This is a genomic window from Myroides sp. LJL115 (assembly GCF_054871665.1).
This window is the reverse complement of record NZ_JBTXLS010000005.1, coordinates 1-25,734: the sequence shown is the minus strand read 5'-3', so window position 1 is coordinate 25,734 and position 25,734 is coordinate 1. Positions and strand designations below refer to the sequence as shown.

Annotated in this window: 18 protein-coding genes, 5 tRNA genes and 1 pseudogene; 19 read left to right on the top strand and 5 right to left on the bottom strand. The window is 32.9% G+C overall.

Going from position 1 to position 25,734, the window contains the following annotated elements; translation table 11 throughout:
- Positions 1–38 precede the first annotated feature (38 nt).
- A complete protein-coding gene (locus ACYSNX_RS02250) occupies positions 39–1,904 on the bottom strand; it encodes a hypothetical protein (protein ID WP_461753061.1) in 1,866 nt (621 codons plus the stop codon).
- Positions 1,905–1,944: 40 nt separating this feature from the next.
- Complete coding sequence (locus ACYSNX_RS02245; RefSeq protein WP_461753060.1) at positions 1,945–2,388, bottom strand: DUF4268 domain-containing protein; 444 nt, start codon at positions 2,386–2,388, stop codon at positions 1,945–1,947.
- A gap of 49 nt (positions 2,389–2,437) precedes the next feature.
- On the opposite strand from ACYSNX_RS02245, the gene ACYSNX_RS02240 reads away from it, so the two are divergent.
- The 9 genes from ACYSNX_RS02240 to fabV all read left to right on the top strand — a co-directional run bounded on the left by ACYSNX_RS02240 (position 2,438) and on the right by fabV (position 16,371).
- On the top strand, positions 2,438–3,085 hold the full coding sequence (locus ACYSNX_RS02240) for an NUDIX hydrolase (protein WP_461753059.1): 648 nt from the start codon (positions 2,438–2,440) through the stop codon (positions 3,083–3,085).
- A 149-nt stretch (positions 3,086–3,234) separates the two neighbouring features.
- Entirely contained in the window at positions 3,235–4,065 is an 831-nt protein-coding gene (locus ACYSNX_RS02235) for a lysophospholipid acyltransferase family protein (RefSeq protein WP_461753058.1), read from the top strand.
- A gap of 313 nt (positions 4,066–4,378) precedes the next feature.
- Positions 4,379–6,748 (top strand): tetratricopeptide repeat protein, encoded by a 2,370-nt coding sequence (locus tag ACYSNX_RS02230; protein ID WP_461753057.1) that lies wholly within the window; start codon positions 4,379–4,381, stop codon positions 6,746–6,748.
- 676 nt (positions 6,749–7,424) lie between these two features.
- The gene (locus ACYSNX_RS02225) at positions 7,425–8,384 is read left to right on the top strand and encodes a helix-turn-helix domain-containing protein (RefSeq protein ID WP_461753056.1); all 960 of its coding nucleotides are present in this window, start codon (positions 7,425–7,427) and stop codon (positions 8,382–8,384) included.
- A gap of 174 nt (positions 8,385–8,558) precedes the next feature.
- Positions 8,559–9,554, top strand: coding sequence for a helix-turn-helix domain-containing protein (locus tag ACYSNX_RS02220; RefSeq protein ID WP_461753055.1), 996 nt, complete (start codon positions 8,559–8,561; stop codon positions 9,552–9,554).
- Between the two features lie 1,134 nt (positions 9,555–10,688).
- Positions 10,689–11,987 carry a gliding motility-associated C-terminal domain-containing protein gene (locus ACYSNX_RS02215; RefSeq protein WP_461753054.1) on the top strand — a complete coding sequence of 433 codons (1,299 nt, stop codon included), beginning with the start codon at positions 10,689–10,691 and terminating at the stop codon, positions 11,985–11,987.
- A 7-nt stretch (positions 11,988–11,994) separates the two neighbouring features.
- Complete coding sequence (locus ACYSNX_RS02210; RefSeq protein ID WP_461753053.1) at positions 11,995–12,942, top strand: PorP/SprF family type IX secretion system membrane protein; 948 nt, start codon at positions 11,995–11,997, stop codon at positions 12,940–12,942.
- 13 nt (positions 12,943–12,955) lie between these two features.
- Complete coding sequence (locus ACYSNX_RS02205) at positions 12,956–14,917, top strand: OmpA family protein (RefSeq protein ID WP_461753052.1); 1,962 nt, start codon at positions 12,956–12,958, stop codon at positions 14,915–14,917.
- Between the two features lie 260 nt (positions 14,918–15,177).
- Complete coding sequence (gene fabV, locus ACYSNX_RS02200; RefSeq protein ID WP_461753051.1) at positions 15,178–16,371, top strand: enoyl-ACP reductase FabV; 1,194 nt, start codon at positions 15,178–15,180, stop codon at positions 16,369–16,371.
- 100 nt (positions 16,372–16,471) lie between these two features.
- Here fabV and ACYSNX_RS02195 read toward each other — a convergent pair whose 3' ends face one another.
- The gene (locus ACYSNX_RS02195; protein ID WP_461753050.1) at positions 16,472–18,910 is read right to left on the bottom strand and encodes an ATP-binding protein; all 2,439 of its coding nucleotides are present in this window, start codon (positions 18,908–18,910) and stop codon (positions 16,472–16,474) included.
- Positions 18,911–19,084: 174 nt separating this feature from the next.
- The gene (locus tag ACYSNX_RS02190) at positions 19,085–20,224 is read right to left on the bottom strand and encodes an acyl-CoA dehydrogenase family protein (RefSeq protein WP_461753049.1); all 1,140 of its coding nucleotides are present in this window, start codon (positions 20,222–20,224) and stop codon (positions 19,085–19,087) included.
- A 97-nt stretch (positions 20,225–20,321) separates the two neighbouring features.
- Between ACYSNX_RS02190 and ACYSNX_RS02185 the strand changes: the two genes are divergently transcribed.
- The 10 genes from ACYSNX_RS02185 to ACYSNX_RS02140 all read left to right on the top strand — a co-directional run bounded on the left by ACYSNX_RS02185 (position 20,322) and on the right by ACYSNX_RS02140 (position 25,527).
- Entirely contained in the window at positions 20,322–21,419 is a 1,098-nt protein-coding gene (locus tag ACYSNX_RS02185; protein ID WP_461753048.1) for an anhydro-N-acetylmuramic acid kinase, read from the top strand.
- 296 nt (positions 21,420–21,715) lie between these two features.
- Positions 21,716–22,435, top strand: a complete 720-nt coding sequence (locus ACYSNX_RS02180) for a MotA/TolQ/ExbB proton channel family protein (RefSeq protein WP_461753047.1) — start codon at positions 21,716–21,718, stop codon at positions 22,433–22,435.
- Positions 22,435–22,830, top strand: coding sequence for an ExbD/TolR family protein (locus ACYSNX_RS02175; RefSeq protein WP_461753046.1), 396 nt, complete (start codon positions 22,435–22,437; stop codon positions 22,828–22,830). Before ACYSNX_RS02180 ends, ACYSNX_RS02175 begins: the two co-directional genes overlap by 1 nt.
- 1 nt (position 22,831) lies before the next feature.
- Positions 22,832–23,650 (top strand): energy transducer TonB, encoded by an 819-nt coding sequence (locus ACYSNX_RS02170; protein WP_461753045.1) that lies wholly within the window; start codon positions 22,832–22,834, stop codon positions 23,648–23,650.
- Positions 23,651–23,668: 18 nt separating this feature from the next.
- Positions 23,669–24,886 (top strand): bifunctional folylpolyglutamate synthase/dihydrofolate synthase, encoded by a 1,218-nt coding sequence (locus ACYSNX_RS02165; RefSeq protein ID WP_461753120.1) that lies wholly within the window; start codon positions 23,669–23,671, stop codon positions 24,884–24,886.
- A 92-nt stretch (positions 24,887–24,978) separates the two neighbouring features.
- Positions 24,979–25,056 (top strand) — tRNA-Val (locus tag ACYSNX_RS02160).
- Between the two features lie 45 nt (positions 25,057–25,101).
- Positions 25,102–25,176, top strand: a tRNA-Val gene (locus ACYSNX_RS02155).
- 42 nt (positions 25,177–25,218) lie between these two features.
- Positions 25,219–25,293, top strand: a tRNA-Val gene (locus ACYSNX_RS02150).
- A 42-nt stretch (positions 25,294–25,335) separates the two neighbouring features.
- Positions 25,336–25,410: transfer RNA gene (locus ACYSNX_RS02145), tRNA-Val, on the top strand.
- Between the two features lie 42 nt (positions 25,411–25,452).
- Positions 25,453–25,527, top strand: a tRNA-Val gene (locus ACYSNX_RS02140).
- Between the two features lie 103 nt (positions 25,528–25,630).
- On the opposite strand, the pseudogene ACYSNX_RS02135 reads toward ACYSNX_RS02140, so the two are convergent.
- Positions 25,631–25,734, bottom strand: a pseudogene (locus ACYSNX_RS02135) (ISAon1 family transposase); the annotation flags it as partial.

Here is a 25,734-nt window from a genome sequence, read left to right as displayed (position 1 = left end):
TTAAAAAAGCTATTATATTTAAAAGATAATAGCTTTTTTTAATAGTAATTCACTGTTTGTGGTTTACCATAATTAAAGTCAGGTAATTCCATATCGTATTTTCTACCATTGGCATAGAATACTGCTCTTTGAGAATCTGGCATAGTAGGGTAGTAAACTAAAGAAATAGCTATACTACTAAAAACCAAATATTCATTACTTGCTACAAAGCCTATACTTAAACGAGAATATAATTTACCGTCCAAAAAGGCATGGTTTTTATATCCTACAAAAGCCCCTTCTATATTTACATAGGGACTAATATGAAAGCCCTTCCAACTATAAGGCGCATAAGCTTGCCATTGATAGGACAGAGAAACTCTTCTTGCTGCTCTAATTTTGGAGGCTCGTATTCCGGCAATTACCTGTTCTAAACGCAATTGATCCTCCATGTGACCATAGCGATTATAGCCCATTATAAAACTAGGATTTATGAAGTGTCTAAATTTCCAATTGCCACGCAAAAGTAATTTAGTAAAGTAAGTGACATCTAGGCGCAAGGCTCCTTGTTCTGATTTTTTCCCTAAAAAATAGCTACCCCATTCTATATTAGAGGCTAAATAACCAAAATTGGTGTATTTTCCCATGGCAAATTTTGCTCCAAAATAACTTCTAGTTTTATTGAATTGGTTATTAAAACCACCTGTAATAGAGAAGATTTTCCCAACAGCTACATCTTCAATTCTATCATGAGTGAAGATATAATGGTCTTGTATATAATTAATAGAGCTAATTCCAAGTGTTGCTAAATAGGTTTTAGAGTTGGAAAAATAGCCTATTGTATCATATTTATGATCTGGTCTATCAATGTAATCTCTTTGGTAATAACGAACAGCAGCTCTTAAGTTAGTGATTACTGTGTTGTCTTTGATTCTTTGGTAAAGAGGGATAGAGTGGCCCACCCAAGTATCATATTGATTATATTTTCTAGCCTCAAAGCTATATTTTTCATCTACACCAATTAAAGAGTCTCTAGAGAATCTTTGGGTGTAATTAAAACCTCCTGCCCATTTTGTATAAGGAGAGTAGAAAGGACGATCTATTAAGGCGAATTTTCGATAATTTCCCCATACATCAGAGTCATATAATAATTCACTTCTTATAAATGTTCTTTGAATATTATTGATTCTATAGTTGAAATAGTAACCTTGCTTATCTTGATCTATACGCCTTCTGTATTGCATACTTAATTCATGACCTAAGCCGGCAAAGTTCTTATCGGTAAGGCGAATTCGCATCGAGCTCGTGGAGATAGATCCACTTGGATAGATGGTCCAATAATCAAGCTCTCTTACCATAATATCAACAGAATCTGGGGAAGAAGTAGGAATAGGGTAAATAAGTACTCTTTTTACATAGCGTTGAGAACGGATTAAACGCTCACTTTCTTTAATCATTAAGGAATCAAAAGGCTTGCCTTTTTCAAACAGTAAAAAATTGCGGATTGTAAATTTTTTGGTTTTCAAATGTAGGCGATTTCCCAAGTTTTCTGCTTTAGTAGTGGGAACTTGCAAAGTATCTAATTCAGAAAATCCAAAAGGATCAAGGGTTACAATGTCTATATTTCGTATGATTTTACCTTCTCCAAGAGCCAAATCTCTATCAAAACTAATATTTGGAGCTTTTCCTTGACTAGAACTTTTACTCTTGACAAACATTCTTTTGATTAACTTACCTACTTGTGTCTTTGGTTGGTCTGTCACAATGGTATGATTATGAATAGTGTCAGTAAGAAAATCAAAATCAGGGGAGGCACCTTGCATTTGGCTTCTTAGGGTATCTAGTTCTATGCTTTTTTGTGTAGATTGACTATAGGTTAAAGAGCAAAAGAAAAAGATAAGTAATAAAGAAAGTTTAAAATGCATGGGTGTGTATTATATTAAGTAACTGAAATATACAACTAAATTAGGTGTTTATTTCTAAATCTCTTAAATAGTCTTCGTACTCGTAAAAAAATAATTCAAAAGCTGCCATGTTTTTCTCAAAGAAATCGAAAATCTCAGGCCATGAATTTCTATTGTTAATGGATATACCTGTTAATTCTACCCATACTCTTGAAATTAGTTTACCATTTTCTAAATAGAACTCTCTTTCAAAAATAGCCTCTGGAATATAATCCTCTGTAAGGATTGTTTTTAAAGATTCCATTTTTTCGAAATAGATTTTTCTTTTCTCTGCATCTCTAGGTTCTATATCTAATAGAACAAAAGCTTTTTTGTTATCGCAATAAAATTTAAAGGCAAAATCTTTTATTTTAGTTTTGTGCAGTAGCCATTTTCTGGGATAAGCCTGGGCAAATTCTATCCAAAACTCTTTTTTAATTCTTTGTGCTTCTTCTTTGCTAAACATGGATTTAAAGTTGTATTTTTAATTAAGTGAAATTATAATGTACAAACTTATGACATTTGATTCTTTTTTGCATAAGATCCCTGAAATTAAACGTCTAAAACCTCTGGGATTTCCCGCACAAGCTATAATGATGCCTGCAAATCGTCAAAAACTATCTTATATAGACGAACAATTGCATAGAAATGCTAAGCAATCTGCTGTAATGATGTTATTGTATCCTAAAGACAAACAGATGTCTATCTTACTAATACAAAGAGCACTTTCTACAGGAGTACATTCTGGTCAAATAGGATTTCCTGGTGGGGCTATGGATAAAGGAGATAAGGATTTACAGTATACAGCATTAAGAGAAACTTATGAAGAAATAGGGGTACATCCCACTAGTATACAGGATATAAAAGCTTTTACAAAGCTATATATTCCTGCGAGTAACTATATAGTACAGCCTTATTTAGGAGTTTTAACTCAAACTCCTAATATTGCATGTAATTATGATGAAGTAGCAGGGGTTATAGAATTGCCAGTAAAAGATTTATTATCCTCTAGTATTATTCAACATGTGGGTCGTACAACAAGTTATGGAACCTATTTAGATGTGCCTGCTTTTGTATACAAAGATTTTATTATATGGGGCGCTACTGCTATGATGTTAAGTGAATTAAGAGAAGCCTTGAAAAGCCTTTATGGTTTAAGTTGATTGTATAGGTTTACCTAAATAAAGAATAAGGTTAGTTAAGGGATTTATATTAAAGGAATTAGCATATAAAGTGATAAATATTTATTAAACAAACGAATATAACTCTAGTAATGTAGTAAATTTGCTTTTTGTATTAATCTACATCTATTATGGGATTGTTTAAAAGAAATCCGTTTGGTCATTTGCTTTTTATAAAGCGTTGGATTATAAGGATATTCGGTTTTGCTACGCATCAACGCTTTAGAGGCTTCAATGACTTACAAATTGAAGGATCGGAAATTCTTAGAAATTTACCCGATAAGAATGTTTTGTTTATATCCAATCACCAAACCTATTTTGCAGATGTTGTTGCTATGTTTCACGTTTTTAATGCTAGTTTAAAAGGAAGAAGCGACACCATTAAGAATGTGATGTACATTTGGAATCCTAAATTAAATATTTATTACGTAGCAGCTAAAGAGACGATGAATTCTGGTATCTTACCTAGGATCTTATCTTATGTAGGAGCTATTACTGTGGACCGTACATGGAGAAGTAAAGGACAGGAATTAACAACGAAAAAAAAGGTAAATAAAGCTCAAGTAGAAAATATCAAAATTGCTCTGCAAGATGGATGGGTAATTACTTTTCCGCAAGGGACAACCAAGAGTTTTAAACCAATTCGAAAAGGGACAGCACATATAATTAAAGATTATAAACCTATTGTTGTACCTATTGTTATTGATGGATTTAGACGTTCTTTTGATAAAAAAGGACTTCATTTAAAGAAAAAGGGTATACTACAATCCTTTGTGGTAAAACCTCCATTGGATATCGATTATCAAAACGATACTATTGAACAAATTGTGGAAAATGTCGAACTTGCAATAGAGCAACATCCTTCTTTTTTGAAAGTTATACCACAGGAATTTTTGCAAGAAGAAAAGTTACTCAATGAAAAGAGAACATATGATTATATTGAAAAGGAAAAAAAGCATTAATCCCTAATTTAGTGTTTTTGTCAATAGTTGTTTCTCTTACCTTATACTAGTCAAGTAAATTTTATTTACTTGGCTTTTTTTATAAGAAGAACAATAGCGCCATTCAGGACTACTTTAGCCTATTTTTTTTTGTTTTAGGTTAGGTTATAACTTTAAAACAAGTCATTTTAGTTTATTAACGCAATAAATAATACTAACTTTACTTTTGAAATAGAAAACTTCTAGTTCTTTAGAAGATAGCCTAGGTATTTATATGGCTAAATAGAAAAGCAGTAAAGAAAAAATAGGAGTTAGGTATAGTATTTATAAGAAAATGAACGATAATCAAGCGCTATTAGAGCAAATTAAAGACCTTTATAATCAAATAGATTTTAACCTAATTGCCATAGGTTCTGGACAAGAACAAGATCCTCAAGGCTATGTAAGGAACAAAGAATTATCACAAGAGATTATTGGCTTGATTCAACAAGTATTACAAAGTGATCCATATAATAAAGAAGCTTTGTTTTGGAAGATAAAGATATATGACGGCCCAGTTTTATTTGATACTTCTATAATGTTAGAAACAGCTAATTTTATTATCGAGAACTTTAAAGAAGATTTACAAACTGTCTTACAAGCATACCATTATCAGGCTTGGATTTATGAGCACAAGCTACACTTGCCTCAGAAAGCTATTCAAAGTCTAGAAGATCGCTTGATAGTATTATCCTTAGCCCAGGAAAACTATAGTTTGGTGGATCATAAGTTTGCCGAAACCTATTATATGCTGGCTCTTTTGTATAAAGATATGGATAAGATAGATAACTCAATGGATTATTATTCCTTGTGTTTGGAACATTATCCAGACCATAACTTGGCTCTTTATGAAGCTGGCCTCTTATACTTAGAACAAAGAAATTATCCCAAAGCATATGATTATTTGGAACGTTTTTGTACTTATTTCTCTGAAGATCGCAATGTGGAGATTGGTAGAGAATTAGAAAAACATTTTCACAAGAAGGATTTGGACCTAAGTGTAGATTTAATTGGTTTATTATACCGCATAGAAATAAGAAATTATAAATATTTTAAGGCAGTCACTAGTAAACAAATTTCCAATCGTTTTTCAAAATGGTTGAAATTGGATGCTAAAACTAGTTCTGAGGCTGTTTTGCGTATGCAAATAGAACACTTTATCTCATGTGAAAAAAACTATCTAAAACTATGGAGTCTTCTAGAGATCTATTTTCAAAATCATCCTGTGGTTCAAAATGAGTATTACTTTTACTATTTTGAAACTTGTCTTGCCTTAGAGATAACACCAAAGCACTTTAGCTTTCAGTTAGATGGTTTTTCAGGATGTATGCTAGCTCTAGCTTTTATAGAAAGAGCCGAATATTTTTTGAATAATGATCAAAGGGACTTAGCCTTATCTTACTTTAAAGAAACCTTGAAAATATCCCAACATACTTTAGAAGTGATTCACACTTATTTTGAATTTGGTACAGGAAGTAAAGTAAGTAATAATAAAAAGGGTTATTCTTGGGTATGTAATGCTTTTGGAACTTGTGTTTATAATATTGCTCTATTAGAAGAACAAACAAATAAAGAAGAACCTATTTTTAATAAAGCCGTTGAGCTGCACAAAAAAGGATTTGAGCTTGAACCTCTAAGAGAAAATCTTCACAACGGGTTTTTGTTGAGTTCTTTTATAGGTGATACGGCCTCTTGTGAGTGGTTCTTAAAAGAATTATTAGACTATTATCCTACCTTTACTTTAGAATGGCTAAGAGTACAATCTAGTATTGTAAATTGCTATATTGAAATGGACGACCAAGAAAAGGTACTTAGTCATTTCCAGCTACTTACAAAAGATTTCTTAGACCAAGAGATACAAGACCAAGATCTTGTAGAGCAAATGATCTATATAGCAGCTGAGGTCTTTTCCTATATAAGGTATCAAAAGCACCAATATGAATTGTGTATTACACTGACTAATAATTTTTTCGAGTACGATACTTTTTTAGAAAACGCACCTATTGTGGGTAAAGTAAATTATTGGTTTTCTCTTGGATGGAGTTATCATGGCTTAAAGAAGGAAGTATTGGCACTACAGTATTTTAGTTTAATTCGAGAGAACTTTGCCGATAATGCTCATTATGCTTCCACGATAGAGGATATACCTAAAGAGTACGTAGTTGGAGTTATGGAAAGACAAGCAATGCACCGCTTAAAAGATTGGATGGATCACAAGGAGCCACATAAGCAGAAAGAATATAGTCTTTTTGACCAGCGAATAGACCATAGTCTTTATTTGGAGCATAGTTTGGCATTGGTTTTAAGGGACTGGAAACATCCTTTAAGCATGTGGATAGATGATCAAATACATATTAGTGTATCGCCAAGGCATTTAGTAAGTGAACAAACCAATAGCAGTTATCAAACTTATATCTCAGTCTATTTGAATGATCAGCAAATTACAATTCAGTTTCTTATTGAAGAAATTTCCTACAATAAGAAGAGCTTTTTTGGTTTGCTTAACTCTCCTGGATGGCATAAAAGTTTTAGCGTATGGATTTATCACCATCAAAATGATGAAACACAAGCTAGTCATTTTACTAGTTTTAAGGATAGTAATACACAAATACAACAAACAGTTCAAAAGATTTGGAATACTTGGCTTACTAAAAGTATTATTTAGTAATAAAAGCAATAATGTTTTGTAACATTAATTAAAAAATGTAGTGGTGTAAGTACCTTGTTTTTAACTCTATAGAGATTTATTTAGGGCGAAGTGTGCTTTTTTTAGTTTTAATTTTGAAATAATTGTGACTTTTTGTGAATTATTTGTCTTAATAGAGAAGTAATTTTCAAAAAGGTGCCTGTTGTGCGATTTTAGAAATAAAGAACGGTTCATTTTATTAAGACTTTTGGCAAGCGTTTTTTTGTATGTAGAGGAATATCTCTTTAATATTTATTTATGTTAAATGATTTTAAGATTTTTTATTCCTTTTATATACCTATATCTGCTTTGTTTATGTTAATGTAGTGGAAAATCATTTGAAAAATTTAGTGTTTTTGGCAAATGATTTGTATTAATTACTTAATATATCTAAAAATAAAAGGAAAGTGATGTCTTCTTTATTTAAAGATTTGCTTTTTTATAAATCGAATTTAACAAATCGTCAATCGCGTACTTTTTAAAATATAAATAATAATTTTGTACAACTTTAGAAAAACATCTCACTATATAAGTTTCTTAGTGTAATGTTTGTCCCCACTTTAAAGTGTTTTATTGATTTATAATACTCTCCTTTTGAAAAAGATAGGAGTAAAAAAAGTGTGTTCTAAAGTGAGTTTAACAAACCTTACTTACCATGAATGCGATTAATTATTTAAAAACAAAACAACAAACCCACAAGGGCTTTCCCTTGTTGCTTTGCATTGTAATTTTGAGCTGTAGCTTGCAATGTGTTTTAAGTTTATTACACAGCTCTATTACTGTTATTTACTTAGCAGTTCCAGTAGTATATCTTTACTCTGAATCTGTTATTAAATCTAAAAGATTATCTAATATTCTGGTTTTAGCCCATTTTTTAGGTGCTGCTGTTCTAATTACAGCCCAGTTCTTCTATCATCAACTAAGTTTTTTACTTGTTCAGATTTGCTATTTAATGGCTTATTGTTTTTTAATTTCTGCCAAGAGTCTACTAGTTAATAAGGATAGTAAGAAAACTTCCCATGTTAACCTGATTATTATTTACAGTAATTTTATGGGAGCTTTCGCTATTGTGCAAGGACTTTACTTTTTGTTGTATTATTTTGAGGTCCCACATGTAATAGAGAATGCTTTTATGAGTTTTATCCTTTCTTTGATTTGCCTGTTATTTTTGGTTATTACTTCCTACTGCATGGGTAAATTTACTTTAGTAAATCCTTTAGAAAAAGAAGTTGTAGAACAAGAGCCTAATTGGCAAACAGCCCAGAAAAAGATTGAATTATCTCCTGAAGCATCTATTATTCTTGCTTTTTTACAAACCAATAAGCAAGTTCTACACCCTAGTTTTAACTTGGAAGATTTAGCTTTTTTCGTTCAATTAACCAAAATGCAAGTCTCTGAGGTTATTCATAAGGAGTTGGCCATTAACTTTAGTCAACTAATAGCAAAGTATCGTATTGACTATGCGAAGGTACTTCTACAAGAGAATCAAAATTTAACCATCGAGGCAATCATGGAGGAGTCCGGATTTAACTCTAAGAGTACATTTAATAAGTATTTTAAATTATTTGTTGGACTAACCCCTTCAGTTTATAGAAGTAATGCTTTAGTAATTTAATGTAGTATGATGGAAAACTATATTTTTATAATTATTCTAAGCTTAACGATTATCTTCGGTGCTATATCATATTTTATTAATAGCTATTTAGTTCGTTCTAGTTTTGCACAAAAAGCTTTAAAACATTTTTTAATTTTCTTTATCGTTGACTGTTGTTTTTTAATAATAAGTAAAGTGTTTTTCAAGTCTATTGTTTTTCTAGGGCTTGGCGCTCCTTTTATTATTTACTACGGTCCTTTCTTTTTTTATTTTATAACGGGCTTATGTAAAGACACTCAAGGGTGTAATCCTGCTAATAACAGGATACGTTATCACTTTATCTTGCCGGTATTAGTAAGTGTTTTATATATAGGTGCACTTTTCTTTGTAGATAGTTTAAGTGTGAAGTTTTTAGTATACTATTATTTATGGCTATATCTTCTAACAGGTTTTTTGTTGATCGGTTACGGTATATATGGGTATGTGTTTTTAATGCAAGCTACTTTTAAAATTAAATTTAGATTGTTTTTATTAGGAATCATATGGTTTATGCTTTTTATGGCTATTATTATTATAGCCATTGGGGTATATAATGCAATTCCTAATAATGATATGGATAAGGTGATTTATGGTATGTTAATATTATCCTTCTTAATTTTTAATTATTGTCGTCAAAAGATCAGTATTCCTTCTTCCAAAGAAGAGCAAAATGAAATAAAACAAGTAGACGATTATCAGAGCAAAGCAGGTAACAATGTAGGTAATACTCTGCAAGAGAATACAACGGAGGCTCAAGTAGCTACAAAATATATTAAAAGCCAGCTTTCTCAGGAATACCTTCAAGCTTGCCAAAGTAAAATTGAATATTATACCATTGAGAAGCAATATTACAAACAAGTGGATTTTAATGTAGAGATGTTACGTTCTTTATCAGGTATTCCAAAATACCACATTGCTCAAGCCTTTAGTGTATTGTATGGGATGAACTTCAATAGTTTTGTAAATGAGAAGCGTATAGAGTATGCCCTTTTGATCATGGACCAGGAAAACTACACTATTCCTATTTCGGAGTTAACCGAGCGATGTGGATTTAATTCAAGAACTTCCTTTTTTAGAGCATTTAAAAAGTATACGAATCTGTCTCCTTCCCAATATATGGATGAACAAAGATCTTCTCATTATAAATCTTAGTTGTATTTTATTAATAGTTTAAAAATAGGTTTTTCTTTTTGTACTGTAAATGTCAGCAAACTTCCATATGGTTTCAGTTTTTAGGGAAAGACGTGCAGACTAAAGATTTGCACCATGATTTTAACATGGTACTAGGATATTTGTAGATAGATAATACAGTGAAAGTTTATTTAAAAGCAAAGGAATTAATTATTAAGTGGTATTTCTAAAAGATAATATAGATCGGCAAAAAATATTTTATTAGTTAATTTTCTTTTACGATAACCTTGAGCAACTATAAAATTTAAGGCATTTTGTGCTTTCTAAACTTTATAAGAGGTTAAGTATAAACAGGAAATATAATAATGTTTTAATAACTTAAAAGGTGTCCACCTTTATTTTATAGCTTATACTTCATTTTTTTCCAGGAGGTATAAATCTGCTCGCTTTCAAAGTACTATTTGTAGTCTTTTAGACAGTGAATAGTAAGAGCAACAATCTTTTTTTTTTCAAATATCTTTCTGTTAGATGTAAAATAACTCAGAAACTAGCTTTAATAGAGGCTCTTTTTTTTAAGGGCCTCTATTTTTTTTATTTGTTTTTTAAGTAAAAAAGACAATAGCTATAAATAGCTTTCGATTGATTTTTTTACTTTTTATTCATGAGAGTACTATTGCATTCTTGTTATTCCATAAAAGAGGATTCTTCATAAATCCCGACTTTAAACCTGTTTATTGTTATGGCAATGTGCCATCTTATGTAGGCATAGTATAATTCGAAGGAGATTGATAAAGGTACTTATCAGGAGGTATTATCTGATAATTCAAAGTATACTTATTGTACGATTTTATAGGTAGAATGTCAAAATGAGTAAAAAAGTAAAATTGAATTATTTTCCTATTTTTAAATTGTTTTAACTTTTTTAATAAACTGATTGTCAGTAATATACGTTTAATTTCGCTTCTATTATAGAGGTTTAATGGGCTTAATTGAATGAATTTTATTAATATATGTTAAAATTTATTTTTAAGTTTGTTTTAATTTGTTAATTTTACATTTAAAAGTGATTTATTCTTAATTGTAGTTAGTTTAAGTGTATAAATAAGAAAGCTTTTAAATGTTTAGTGAGTTTAGAAATCATAAGAAAAATGCAATATGAAAATTGAACGTGTCTTTAGTGGTTTGGTTTTATTAACAGTGAGCTTGTTGGCAATAAGTAGTTTTGCACAAGAAACCAATAGTAATGTTTTTTCCAATAGTGGAGTCTTTTATATTAGTCCAGGGACAGAAGTAGGGGTGGAGTCTGATTTCTTTAATGAAGCAGTCAAACCTGGCGATATGTTTATAAATAATGGGTCGATTCATTTTTTTAATGATTTTGAAAATCTAGGGATCTTTGATTTTGATTCTAGTTTGAAATTAGGTAAGGTTAGTTTTGCTAAGACTGGAGATCGACAACTTATTTTAGGAGGGGTCAATCCTACTTCTTTCAATGAGGTTTACTTTAACTCTGACAGTGGGATTTCTGTTCAAAATGCTTTAAGTGTTGCTTCTAAAGCTTATTTTGTAAATGGTATCTTATATGTTCATCCAAACGAGGGAAGTCTTACTTTTTTAGAAAACTCTTCTCATGAAGGGGCAAGAGATGAGGCACATGTTTCAGGGAAGGTAGAGAAAGAAGGTAAATTCTTTTTTGAAATGCCCGTAGGAGATTCCCAATACTATAGAGGAATGGCTTTAGGAGAAAGCGGTACTAGTAAGGATATTTATACAGTTCAGTATGTAAGAGAAAATCCAGTAAACGCTTCCCGACCTTTTGATGCAAAAGAGGATGAGCAAATTGATATTATTAACGATAAAGAATATTGGGAAATAGATACCAGTGCTGTGGATGGAAGGGTGATTGTTTCTTTGAGTTGGAATGAGGCTACAACACCAAGAGAAATTATAGCTAGAGGTGGTGAGAATAAGCTTAGAATAATGTGGTGGGATGAGGTGCTAGATAAGTGGGTAAATGAATCTGGAGTTTCCGATGTTCAAACTAAAACTGTAACTACAACAACAGAAGTTCGCGCTAAGGGGATTTTCACCTTAGGGGTTGCTTCTGAGAAAGAGACCGATACTGATACCGATGTTATTATTTACAATGGGGTTAGTCCGAATGGGGATGGAATTAATGATTATTTTACTATTAAAAATATTAGTAAATATCCCAACAATAGTGTTGAGGTGATTAACAGATGGGGTAATACTGTGTTTAGTACAACCAATTATGACAAAAATGGAGATGGAAGTGAAAATGTGTTCACTGGAATGGCAGAAGGTCGTGGAGTTAGGTCAAGTGGAAAATTGCCTTCGGGTACCTACTTCTATGTCGTAAAATATGAATTTACTGATGCTAATGGAACAAGATGGATTAAGAAAGCAGGTTATTTGAACTTAGAAAACAACTAAATGCGTGATGAAAGAAAAAATTACTATTAAAAAGATAAAGGGACTAGTACTACTATGTTTCTTCATGTGTATATCAATACAGGGCTTGGCCCAACAAGACCCACAGTATACACAGTACATGTATAATACAACCAATATTAACCCTGCTTACACAGGATCTAGAGGACATCTAAGTGTCTTTGGACTCTATAGGACCCAATGGGTTGGAATGGATGGTGCTCCAAAAACAGTAAATGCATCGGTTGATTCTCCAATTGGAGATACTAATTTATCGGTTGGGGTAAACTTTATCAATGATAAGATTGGTGTAACCACCGAGAATACTTTTTCGGTAAACCTTGCTTATACTGTGTCTTTAAACTATGATTTAAAACTTGCTTTTGGTTTAAAGGGAACTGGTAATTTATTTAGTATAGAGTATTCTCGATTAAATCTAGAGAACCCAGATGACCCAAATATGAATGGGGGACAAGATTTAAAAAATAAGTTTAATCCAAACATTGGAGCTGGTTTATTCTTGTATTCTGAAAAAGGATATGTAGGGTTCTCCATTCCTCATCTTCTAGATACAGATGTTAAGGGAGAGGAAGGTACAAAGCTTATAAAGCAAAGAGCACATTACTATTTAACAGCAGGTTATGTATTTGATGTATCTCCAACAGTGAAATTTAAACCTGCTTTATTAGCAAAAGCCGTTAGTGGTGCCCCTGTACAGGTGGATATTACAGCTAATGCTATGTTTGTAGAAAAGTTCACTTTAGGAGTGGCTTACAGATGGGATGCTTCTGTTAGCGCTTTAGCTGGATTTCAGGTAAATGATAATGTGTTTATAGGTTATTCTTATGATGCGGATACATCTAAGCTTAAGAACTATAACAGTGGTTCACATGAAATTTTCTTGAGGTTTGATTTATTTAATCGTTACAATAGGGTGAGTAGTTCTCGCTTCTTCTAAATGAAATTATCTTATGAAAAAATATTTACACAAAGGTTTAGTTGTTATTGGTTTGCTATGTCTTCCTCTTACAGGAGTGGCTCAAAACAAGGCTACTACCAAAGGGGATAGAGAGTTTAATCAAATGGGATTTGCCGAGGCAATTTTAGACTATGAAAGAGCTATTTCCAAAGGAGATAGGTCCATAGGAGTATTAAGTAATTTAGCGGAGTCTTATTTCGTAAATGGTCAATATGCAGATGCAAAAAAATGGTATGATGAGTTATTTATAACAGGTGGATTCAACCCAACGGCCGATCAATATTACAATTATGTTCAAACTCTGAAGAATGCTGGTGATTATCAAAAGGCAGATGCTCTATTGGATAGAATGAGTCAAGTTTACCCAAGTGATAATAGGGTTATTCTTTACAATAAGGATAAATATTATATGAAGACTTTAAGGAGTAATCCTTATGCTTATGGGGTTAGACACATGCCAAGTGTAAATACTCCTTACGCTGAATTTGGTTCTGCAATGTATAAAGGAAGTATGATTTTTTCTTCCTCTCAAGAGCGTACCAATTACTACCAAAGAATACATTCTTGGACTAATGATCCTTTTACGAAAATATATTCCGTTGAGGTATTTATAGATGGAAGAATTGGAAAAACAAAACCTTTCTCCAAGCAAATTGAGAGTAAATTTAACCAATCTACCCCTGCTTTTACTAAGGATGAAAAAACCATGTATTTTTCTAGTAATGACAGAGATCAAAAGCCTGGTTCCTCTACCAATTATATGAATCTTTATAAAGCTACTTATAATGGCAAAGTGTGGACCAATATTGTCAAATTGCCCTTTAATGTAGAGGGAGCAAGTACTGCACATCCTGCTCTAACTAATGATGAAAATTGGCTTTATTTTGTATCTGATAGAGATGGCGGATTTGGTAATAGTGACTTATATAGAGTGGAGATTTTACCTTCAGGTGTTTACGGGCCGCCTCAAAATTTAGGCTCTCAAATTAATACAGAATCAAGGGAGAGCTTTCCATATATAAGCAAAGAGAATGTATTGTATTTTGCCTCAGATGGTCAGCCAGGAATGGGTGGTTTAGATGTATATGGTGTACAACTTTACCCTGATGGAAGTTTTGGATCTGTTGTGAATTTAGGTCCATCTGTAAATACAGCTTACGATGACTTCGCTTTTTATTTAGATAGTGAAGGAAAGTATGGTTTTATGAGTTCGAATCGCCCTGGAGGTTTAGGTAAAGATGATTTGTATTTCGTTAGAGAGGCCGAGGGCATTGATTTAAGTCAACACCAAACTATTTATGGTAGAGTGTATGATTTAGCTACTTTAGAGCCTATTGTCAATGCTCAAGTTTCTTTGCACGATTCCAATAATAATATTGTAGGTAGTGTGATAAGCAATCCAAACGGAGATTACACAATGGAGGGGGTTACTACTTTTATTGGATACTCTATTAGTGTTCAAGCTCCAGATTATAATTATATTCAAATAGGTTTTGATCCTTTTCAACAAGGAAATAAATTCTTCTTTGATTTTGGATTGCAACGCAGTGTACCTGTAGCTCCTGCTTTACAGATTGAGGAAGGACAAGATTTAATGAAGGTACTTAACTTAGAGCCTATTTATTTTGAGTTCGATAGTGCTACGATAACTAGTAGAGCCGAAATAGAGTTACAATATATTTATAAGATTATGGTGGAAAACCCTACCATGACTATTTTAGTTCGATCTCATACAGATAATAGAGGAGCTGCGACATATAACCTTGTTTTATCTCAAAGAAGAGCAGACTCAACCAAGGAGTGGTTGGTTAAACAGGGAATAAGCCCAAGTAGAATTAAAACTATTGGGGTGGGATCTACAGAGCCAATTAATGAATGTAGTAAAGTTCAACCATGTACAGAGTTACAATATTTAGAGAATAGAAGAAGTGAGTTTATTATAACTAAATTATAGATAGTAAAATTGTTTTAAATTCAGTATTTTACTCATTAAGAGCATCCTTTTATACTTGTATACTGGGGTGCTTTTAGTTTTTTTTAGTCTATTTATTCTAAATAATTTTATAAATGTTTCTTTTATTAGCCTTTAAAATGCTTTGTTTTACTTCCAATAATGAAGCTAAATCAAAAATATAAATTAGAGCGATGGTTTGTTGAGAGAAAATGCTTAATTTGCACGATAGAATTAATTTCAAAAGTAGAAAATTATTTATAATGATAATACAACCTAGAACAAGAGGATTTATTTGCTTAACTTCTCATCCAGAAGGATGTGCGAAAAATGTTGAAACGCAAATTGAGTATGTAAAATCAAAAGGACTTATTGAAAATGGTCCTAAAAAAGTATTGGTAATTGGAGCTTCTACCGGTTTTGGTTTAGCTTCTCGTATTTCTGCTGCCTTTGGATCCAATGCAGCTACAATAGGAGTGTTTTTTGAGAAACCAGCTGCTCCTGGCAAACCAGGTACAGCAGGTTGGTATAATTCTGCTGCATTTGAGACATTTGCGCATGAGCAAGGGTTATATGCAAAGAGTATCAATGGAGATGCTTTTTCTGATGATATTAAAAAACAAACTATTGATTTAATTAAACAAGATTTAGGACAAGTAGATCTTGTGGTATATAGTTTAGCTTCTCCTAGAAGAACCCATCCTAAAACAGGAGTGGCACATGCTTCGGTTTTAAAGCCAATAGGACAGCCTTTTACTAACAAAACTGTTGATTTCCATACAGGAGCTGTTTCTCAGATCAGTATTGATCCAATCCAAAATGAGGAGGATATCGATAACACTATTGCTGTTATGGGTGGAGAAGACTGGAAATTTTGGATGGAAGAATTAAAGCAAGCTGGAGTACTAGCTCAAGGATGTAAAACAGTTGCTTATTCTTATATTGGGCCTGAGTTAACTTTCCCTATTTACCGTAATGGTACAATTGGTATGGCTAAGAATGACTTAGAGAAAACTGTAGAATACTTAAATGATTATTTAAAAGATCTAAATGGAGTTTCTTATGTTTCTGTAAATAAAGCTTTAGTTACTCAATCTAGTTCTGCTATTCCAGTAGTTCCTTTATATATTTCTTTACTATATAAAGTAATGAAAGAAAAAGGAATTCACGAGGGATGTATTGAACAAATGCAACGTTTATTTGCTGAGAGACTTTATAGCTCAACTACACAATTAGATGAGCAAGGAAGAATCCGTGTGGATGATTTAGAAATGAGAGAAGATGTTCAACAAGAAGTAGCTAAGTTATGGGATGAGGTAACAAGTGAAAATATTGCTGAAATTTCTGATATTGAAGGATACAGAAAAGATTTCTTTAATTTATTTGGTTTCGAATTTGACACTATAGATTATGACAAAGACACAAATGAGCTTGTCATGGTTGAAAGTATTGGGTAATTTATCTTAGATACATATAAAAAGGGGGCTGTCTCACAATTGAAGACAGCCCCCTTTTTTATATCTGCTAGTTTAAATAGTAAGCAATAGGCTCCTTATTTTAAAAGTAATCTGTTTTGATTTGCTTTATCAACAAAGCTATGCTCTTATTGAGATGTTGTATATGGGATTGTAGTTTGTTTTGCTTTTCAAGATCGCCAGGACGCTGCTCTAAATCCTCTAAGTATGGTATAACTTCTATGACTTTAAGTTGTTTAAACATGGGTAGCATTTTATGGGCAATATTGGAAACCATTGTCAGGTCCAATTCTTGTTCGGCATAACTTAAATCCAATAAATTCTCACTAGTACTTTCCATAAAAATAAGAAGTATTTTTTGTATTGCCTCTAGATCTTGACCTATGAATTTTTGTAAATCTTCTATTCTATACATGGTAGAAGATGTGCTATTAGGTAGTATTTGTGTTTCTTTTTTATCCTCTATTTCCTGTAGTTGAGCCTCTATTTTTAAAGCTTTTGCAATAATAATTAGCAAAATATTTAGATGCAGAGGTTTATTGTGGGAGGCAGTAAAGCCAGCTGAAGTAAAGTCCAAAGGATTTAAATCTCTCTTGCCTGAAAGTGCAATAATGGGTATGTCACAAAAAGTCGTAGTGGATTTTATTTTTTGTACAAGTTCAAAACCATCTAATTGCGGCATTTGTATATCACTTAGAATAATATCTACTTTTTGTTTTTCTAAAGCAGGAATCACCTTTGTAGAGTCATTTATTAATATGGTCTCTTTAAATAATGGAGTGAAGATTTCCTGCATTAATTGTAGTTGTATTTTATCATCATCTACAATTAGTACTCGGTGATTTTTAAACAGATTTTTAGCTAAAAGATTTAATTCAAGATCTTTTGGTTTAGCATCTATTTTTTCTTGTAAAGGTAAACTTATTGTAAAGGTAGATCCTTTAGAAAGGGTACTTTCTACTTTGATGCTTCCTTTTAGAAGTTCTACTAAACGTTTAGAAATATTTAAACCTAATCCTGTACCACCAAATTTCTTTTCAATACCTGCATTGGCTTGGGTGAATTCTTTGAAAATTTGATCTAACTGATCTTGTTCAATACCTATTCCTGTATCCTTTACTTTAATGATTAGATCCATATCTTTCTTACTTGCCTTGATTTGCACAGATCCCTGTTGGGTAAATTTTACAGCATTGGAGATAAGATTGGTAAGTATTTGTTTAATACGGTAGCCATCTACATAGAATTCTTGATCTAAGTCTGGCTCAATATCCCAAGTTAATTCTATGCTTTTGTTATTAGCCATTACTAATAAAGGAAAGCAAGAGCTTTGTAAAAGATCCTTTATATTGGTATTGGTGTAGCTAATGGTGATTTTATTGTTTTCTAATTTAGAAAAGTCTGTTAAGTCTTGAATTAAGTTTGCAATGTATTTTCCCGAAGATTTTATGTTCGCGATATATTGGTTTTGCTTTTGATTTAAAAGACTTTGCTCTAGTAGATCACTAAAGCCTAGTAAGCTTCCTAAAGGAGTCTGTAAATCATGGGTCACTGTTGCAAATAACATTGTTTTACTTCTTAAAAGTTCTTCTTTTTCAATGTTTAATCTTTCTAGGGCTAGACGATTTTCTTGGGTTTGATTAATGTCTTTTATAATAATAAAGCCAAGTATGATAATAACAAATAAGGCAGATCCACCTATATATGCAATGTTTGTTGAAGCTGTGCTTATATGGGATTTTGATTCATTTATTTTTTGGTAAGAAAGGGAAATAATATTTTTTTCTACTCCTAATAGAATGTCATTTAATTGATCGGTTATGATTTTATTTTGATCAATTAGCTGTAGTTCTCTTTGGTATAAAATATTTTGTTGACCTTTGATTTTATCCTGTGTACTTAGGATAATTTTTTGCATAGATGAAATTAAAGAGTCTGCTATACTAGGATAATTTACTGTTGTTTTTATAGTATCGGTATGATCTCCTTTAAATAGTCGTGCAAGCGCACCTCTTTTTTCTTTTTGTGTGGTTTGTACAATGATAGGTTCGATGTTCTTTTCTATTTCCTGTCTAATGTCATAGATTTCTAAGAATGCTGCATCGTAATTATTTTGATCCTCAATAGCTGCTCTAGCAACTAATAATTCCTGAAAGCTTGTTTTCTTTTTTAGAAGTAAATCTTTTACTGTATCGAGTTTATTTAGTACTACTTTATCGGAAATTCCTTGTTGTAAAAGTTCAATTTGTCCAACAATAGTATCCAGCTCTGCATAATAAAGACGAATGTCTTTTTTATTATTAGTAAGGATGGCATTTCTGGCGTAAGACTCCGAATTGAATATATTATTCATCATAGTACTTACAAGAAAAGCTTTGTTGTTTTCCTGTTGAATTGCTGTCTCTGGCTCAGTAAAAGTTTTAGCTTCTCTATATATATATGCACCCGATAAAATAACGGTGGTCAATAGGATGAGATATAAGGTAAATATTTTGAGTTTAATGGATAAACTATTCTTCATTATAAGGGACTTGATAAGTTAGTCAACTGCAAAAATACAAAACAACTTCATAGCTTATACTCCTATAGTAAAGATTCTTATCCTAGTGTAAGGCAAAATCTAAGAATATATTGGAAAGGAAAAAAAATGGAGATACATTACATATCTCCATTTTACTTTATTTTTTTAGAGGGATTATTTTGCAATACCTCTTGAAATAACGATTTTTTGGATCTCAGAAGTACCTTCATAGATTTGAGTGATCTTAGCATCTCTCATCATTCTCTCTACGTGGTATTCTCTTACATATCCATTTCCACCGTGGATTTGTACTGCTTCTATAGTGGTGTCCATTGCTGTTTTTGAGGCAAATAGCTTAGCCATAGCACCGGAGATAGAGATATCTTGTCCTTGGTCTTTTTCTGCAGCTGCTTTCATACATAATAAACGTGCAGCAGAGATATTAGTAGCCATATCTGCTAATTTAAATGCAATAGCTTGGTGGTTGATAATCTCAGTTCCGAAAGCTTTACGCTCCTTGGCATATTGTAAAGAAAGCTCATAAGCTCCTTGTGCAATACCTAATGCTTGAGATGCAATACCAATTCTTCCTCCGTTTAAAACATTCATTGCAAATGCAAAACCAAAACCATCTTCTCCAATTCTGTTAGCTTTAGGAACTTTCACATCTGTGAACATTAAAGAGTGTGTGTCAGAACCTCTAATTCCCATTTTTTGTTCTTTTGCACCAATCTCAAATCCAGGAGTACCTTTTTCAATAATTAAGGCATTGATTCCTTTGTGTTTTTTATCTGCATCGGTTTGAGCAATTACGATAAAAGTATCTGCTGTTCCTCCGTTTGTAATCCAGTTTTTTGTACCATTAACAAGGTAATAATCTCCCATGTCAATTGCTGTAGTTTTTTGAGAAGTAGCATCTGAACCTGCTTCAGGCTCTGATAAACAAAATGCTCCGATTACTTGACCAGAAGCTAGTGGAACTAAGAATTTTTCTTTTTGTTCTTCACTTGCATACTTTTCAAGCCCTGCACAAACTAAAGAGTTGTTTACAGACATAACCACTGCAGCAGAAGCATCTACTTTAGCGATTTCTTCCATAGCTAATACATAAGATACGCTATCTAAACCACTACCTCCATATTTTGGATCTACCATCATTCCTAAAAATCCTAGCTCTCCAAGTTTTTTAACTTGTTCTGTAGGGAAGATTGAATGTTCATCTCTTTCTATAACCCCAGGTAATAGCTCTGTTTGAGCAAAATCGCGCGCAGCTTGTTGAATCATCAACTGCTCTTCCGTTAAATTGAAATCCATTTGTTTTTCTTAATTTATATTTATTTAGTTTTTTGTAGTGCTCAAATATATATGATTTTAATTAATAATTCAACCAAGTTTCTGTATTTTTATAGCCATGGGAAGATATTGTTATAGTATTGTCGGTGTCATGAGCGGTACCTCTTTGGATGGAATTGATTTAGCATATGTTAAATTTAACTATGATTCAGACAAAGAAAAGGGTTGGAGTTTTTCACTTAAAGAGGCTCAAACGGTACCCTATCAACAAAAGTGGCGAACTACCTTACAACAAGCTCTACATTATAGCAAAGAAGAGCTTGAGCAGTTAAATCACGATTTTACTGTCTATTTAGCAGGAGTAATTCAGGATTTTATTACGCAGAACAATCTAGAGAATATTGATGCTGTTTGCTCTCATGGGCATACCATTTTACATAAGCCAGATTTAGGATATACCTTGCAAATTGGCAATTTGCCAATTTTAGCGGATCTTATTAATCATAAGGTGGTATGTGATTTTCGTACCCAAGATGTAGCCTTAAAAGGACAAGGTGCTCCACTAGTGCCATTAGGGGATGCTTTACTTTTTTCAAAATACCAGGCTTGTGTGAATTTGGGAGGTTTTGCTAACATTTCCTTTACTGATGCACACAACAAACGCATTGCTTTTGATATTTGTCCAGTGAACATTGTTCTAAATGCTTTTGTAGCCAAGCAAGGATTATTGTATGATAGGGATGGAGGTCTGAGTAAACAAGGTAAGGTCAATGTTAATTTGTTAGAGGAGTTAAATTCCTTAGATTACTACAAAGTACAAGGACCAAAGTCTTTAGGTGTAGAATTTGTGCAGGAGTATATACAACCTGTTTTACAGAAGTATACTTTATCTACGTCTGATTTTTTATGTACTTATACGGCTCATATTGTGAGGCAAATAAAGTTGGTTTTAGAGCATAATGCCTTGCAAGATGTTCTCTTAAGTGGTGGTGGAAGTCACAATGCTTTTTTAGTAGAACAATTAAGATCTTCGAGTGATAAATTCGCCCTAGTGGTGCCAACGAAAGATATCGTGGATTTTAAAGAAGCTATTATTTTTGGTTTTTTAGGAGTTTTACGGCTTTTAGGGCAAAATAATATTTTAAGCAGTGTTACAGGAGCAAGCAAAGATCATTGTGGTGGAATGGTTTATCAACCCTTTACCCAATTCAAATAAGGGTTGTTTCTTTGTATAGCTTCAGATTTTGTGGACAGTTGTTTTTATAGCTGAGGAAATCTTATATTTAGCTTACTATTTGGAAGATAAAAAAACGTGTATTTGATTCGTTTGTGACTAAAAACATTTTATATTTGACTAATAATAACTATAGGATAAAATTTCTAGGTTTTTAAAAGGGGAATACCTCTTAATTTGACTAAAAAGCAAAGTAATAGAGTAACTTATCGGCATGACTCTTGCAGTTGTTGTGTCAAGCAAAAAAAAATACGTACAAAATTTAAACAAAATTATTTATGATTCATTTCTTACAAGTGGATACAGTTGGAGTTGCAAATGCTGCTTTGCAGGGTATAGAACAAGGTGAACAAGCCATTAAAAAGGAGCTTGCTATTAGTGAAATAATTTTTAGCGGTGGAATAATTGGTCAGACTATTATGGCTATTTTATTTATAATGCTTTTTATGACAATCTACCTTTACTTTGAACGTTTTTTTGCTATTAAAAAAGCAGCTCAAATTGATCAAAATTTCATGACGCAGATCAAAGTATTCTTAGCTCAAGGTAAAATTGATAAAGCAAAAGAACTTTGTGCCTCTACTGATGCCCCTGTTGCTCGATTAATTAATAAAGGTATCTCTAGAATTGGTAAACCACTTCAAGATATTAATACAGCTATAGAGAATACAGGTAAAATTGAAATTTACAAATTAGAAAAAAACTTAAACTTATTAGCAACTCTTTCAGGTGCTGGTCCTATGACTGGATTTTTAGGAACGGTTGTGGGAATGGTAATGGCCTTTCATGAAATGTCTTCTCAAAGTTCAGCTAGAATTGATATGAGTGTTTTAGCCGAGGGTATTTATACTGCGATGATGACAACTGTTGCTGGTTTAATTGTTGGAATTATTGCCTATGTAGGTTATAACCACTTGGTTTCTAAAATTGATAAAGTAATACATCATTTAGAGGCAAGTGCTATCGAATTTTTAGATCTTTTAAATGAGCCTGCATAATGAATATTAGAGGAAGAAATAAAGTATCAGCAGAATTCAATATGTCTTCAATGACAGATATTGTTTTTTTACTATTGATTTTCTTTATGGTAGCCATTACAACGATGACAACTACTAATGCTTTAGATTTGGTTTTGCCTAATTCAGAGGGTAAAAGCGATGCGGTGGAAAGCCTTGCAGTTAGTATTGATCCTCAAAGTAATTATTTTGTCAACCAAAAGAAAGTAGATCCATCTGTTTTGGAAGTAGAATTACAAGAGGCTTTGAAGGACGAACAAGAACCTAACCTTGTTTTACACGTATCTAAAGGTGTTCCTGTGGAAGATGCAGTGCTTGTTATGGATATAGCTTATAGAAATAATTATAAAATTGTATTGGCCGTGCAGCCAAAATAATATGAAGATACTCCAAGAAGATAGCCAAAGACGATCCTTTGCGATAACCTCTACTATTTTTGTAGTTTTATTGCTTTTGATTTTTTTCTGGAAGTTACCCAAGGTAGAAGAACAACCTATTTTAACAGGAGGGGAGATAGCTATTAGTTTTGGTAATAGTAAAACAGGAAGTGGAAAGGTACAGCCTAAGGAAATTATAGAAACAACTCCTGAGGTTGCTAAACCAGAACCTAAGAAAACCCAAGAAGTACAAGAGGTTGTAACACAAAATACAGTGGAGACTCCTGTGGTGAAGACACCTACAACTAAACCTGTAGAGAAAGTAGTACAGCCGGAACCAGTAGTTAAGCCAGAACCCAAGCCTGATCCAAAACCAAGCCAAAGTACTACGGATGCTTTAGCCTCACTTATCAATGGACCTAAGCAAACTGGAAAGCCTGAACAAGGTCAAGGGCAAAGTAATACTACAGGAGATCAAGGTGCTTTGCATGGAGATATGTATTCCAATTCTACCTATGGTAGTGGACAAGGCCAAACAAGTGGAGGAGGAGCTAGTTGGGGATTAAATGGACGTTCTTTATCTAGTAGAGGGCAAGTAATCCCAGATTGTAATGAAGTGGGGACTGTAGTGGTGGAAATTCGAGTAGATCAGTCAGGAAGGGTAATTTCTGCTCAACACACTAAAGGAACTACTAATTCAGCTAAATGTTTAACTGATGCTGCTATTGCTACAGCTAAGACTTTTAGATGGAAACCAGATCAAAAAGCTCCAAGTACACAAATTGGCTTTATAGTAATTAATTTTAGAGTGGGGGCTTAAGGCCTTTATTGTATGAAAATGACTTATCAACAAACTTTACAATGGATGTTTGCTCAATTACCTATGTACCAAATACAAGGTGCAGTAGCTTATAAAGCAGATTTATCTAATATTTATAAACTATGTGATTACTTAGGTAATCCACAAAAAGATTTTAAGACCATACATATAGCGGGAACCAATGGTAAAGGGTCTACCTCTAGTATGCTTAGTTCTATTTTACAACAAGCAGGTTATAAAGTAGGATTATACACCTCTCCACATTTAAAAGACTTTCGCGAGCGAATTAAAATAAGTGGTCAGGAAATATCCCAGGATTTTGTAGTAGAGTTTATACACAATAACAAATCTTTTTTTGAACAAAATGATTTGAGCTTCTTTGAGATGACTGTAGCGATGGCTTTTGCTTATTTTAAGGAGCAGCAAGTAGATGTAGCAGTTATTGAAGTAGGAATGGGGGGACGATTAGATGCCACCAATATTATTAATCCACTTTTAAGTATAATTACTAATATTGGATTAGACCATACCGCTTTTTTAGGAAATACCTTAGCTAAGGTTGCTTTGGAGAAAGCCGGTATCATTAAGGAGAACACTCCAGTGGTAATCGGTGAATATACCCATGAAACCAAAGAAGTTTTTTTAGAAGTAGCTAAGCAAAAAAATGCACCTATATATTTTTCCCAAGACCTTTATAATAAAGAACTACCTCAAAGTGATTTAAAAGGATCTTATCAAAAGAATAATATTAGATGTGTTTGTCAGGCCATGGAGGTATTAAAACATGATTTTAATATTTCTTCTGATGCTATAAAGCAAGGCCTTTTACATGTAGTAGAGAATACCCATTTTCTAGGACGTTGGCAAAAATTAGGTCACAGTCCAACTATTATTGCGGACACTGCACATAATGCTCATGGATTAGAAATAGTGATGCAACAATTAAAAGAGCAGACTTATGACAAACTTTGGATTGTTTTTGGAGTGGTAAATGATAAGGATTTAGACAGTATTTTAGGATTCTTACCTAAAGAGGCTAATTATTTATTTTCAAAACCAGATAATTCAAGAGCAATGGATCCTTTTGTTTTACAGGAAAAAGCTAAACAATATGGGTTAATTGGCGAGGTTTGTGATTCAATACCAGAGGCTTATGTTAAGGCAAAGGCTTTAGCAGCAGCAGAAGACTTTATTTATATAGGTGGAAGTACTTTTGTAGTTGCAGAAATTTTATAAAAAAAGTGACAAAATGCTTGCAGAGTTAAAATGAGGTTGTATATTTGCACCCGTAATAACAACAGTATTATACGTTCTTTTAAAAGAAAAATGGGCGATTAGCTCAGTTGGTTCAGAGCACCTCGTTTACACCGAGGGGGTCGGGGGTTCGAATCCCTCATCGCCCACCATTTTTCTAAAATAGCGTAATCCAAACTTGTATTAAAGACATTTTTGGGCGATTAGCTCAGTTGGTTCAGAGCACCTCGTTTACACCGAGGGGGTCGGGGGTTCGAATCCCTCATCGCCCACAAGAATTTAAGTTTATCCAAAACTTGTTTAAAGACAGTTTCGGGCGATTAGCTCAGTTGGTTCAGAGCACCTCGTTTACACCGAGGGGGTCGGGGGTTCGAATCCCTCATCGCCCACAAGAATTTAAGTTTATCCAAAACTTGTTTAAAGACAGTTTTGGGCGATTAGCTCAGTTGGTTCAGAGCACCTCGTTTACACCGAGGGGGTCGGGGGTTCGAATCCCTCATCGCCCACAAGAATTTAAGTTTATCCAAAACTTGTTTGAAGACAGTTTTGGGCGATTAGCTCAGTTGGTTCAGAGCACCTCGTTTACACCGAGGGGGTCGGGGGTTCGAATCCCTCATCGCCCACAGATTAAGCCTTACATAGCTCTATGTAAGGCTTTTTTATTTGTAGTTTATCCTTATGTTTAGTTTGTTTAGGGATCAATGGATCAAGTGCAAAAGTTGGGGACTACGCAAAAAGTTGCGTTAATCTAAATAAGAAAAAAGCTTTATCTCTAACACCTCTATACATCGTTCTGAAGTGTTTTATTTTAGCATTGAAGGATTCCGCAG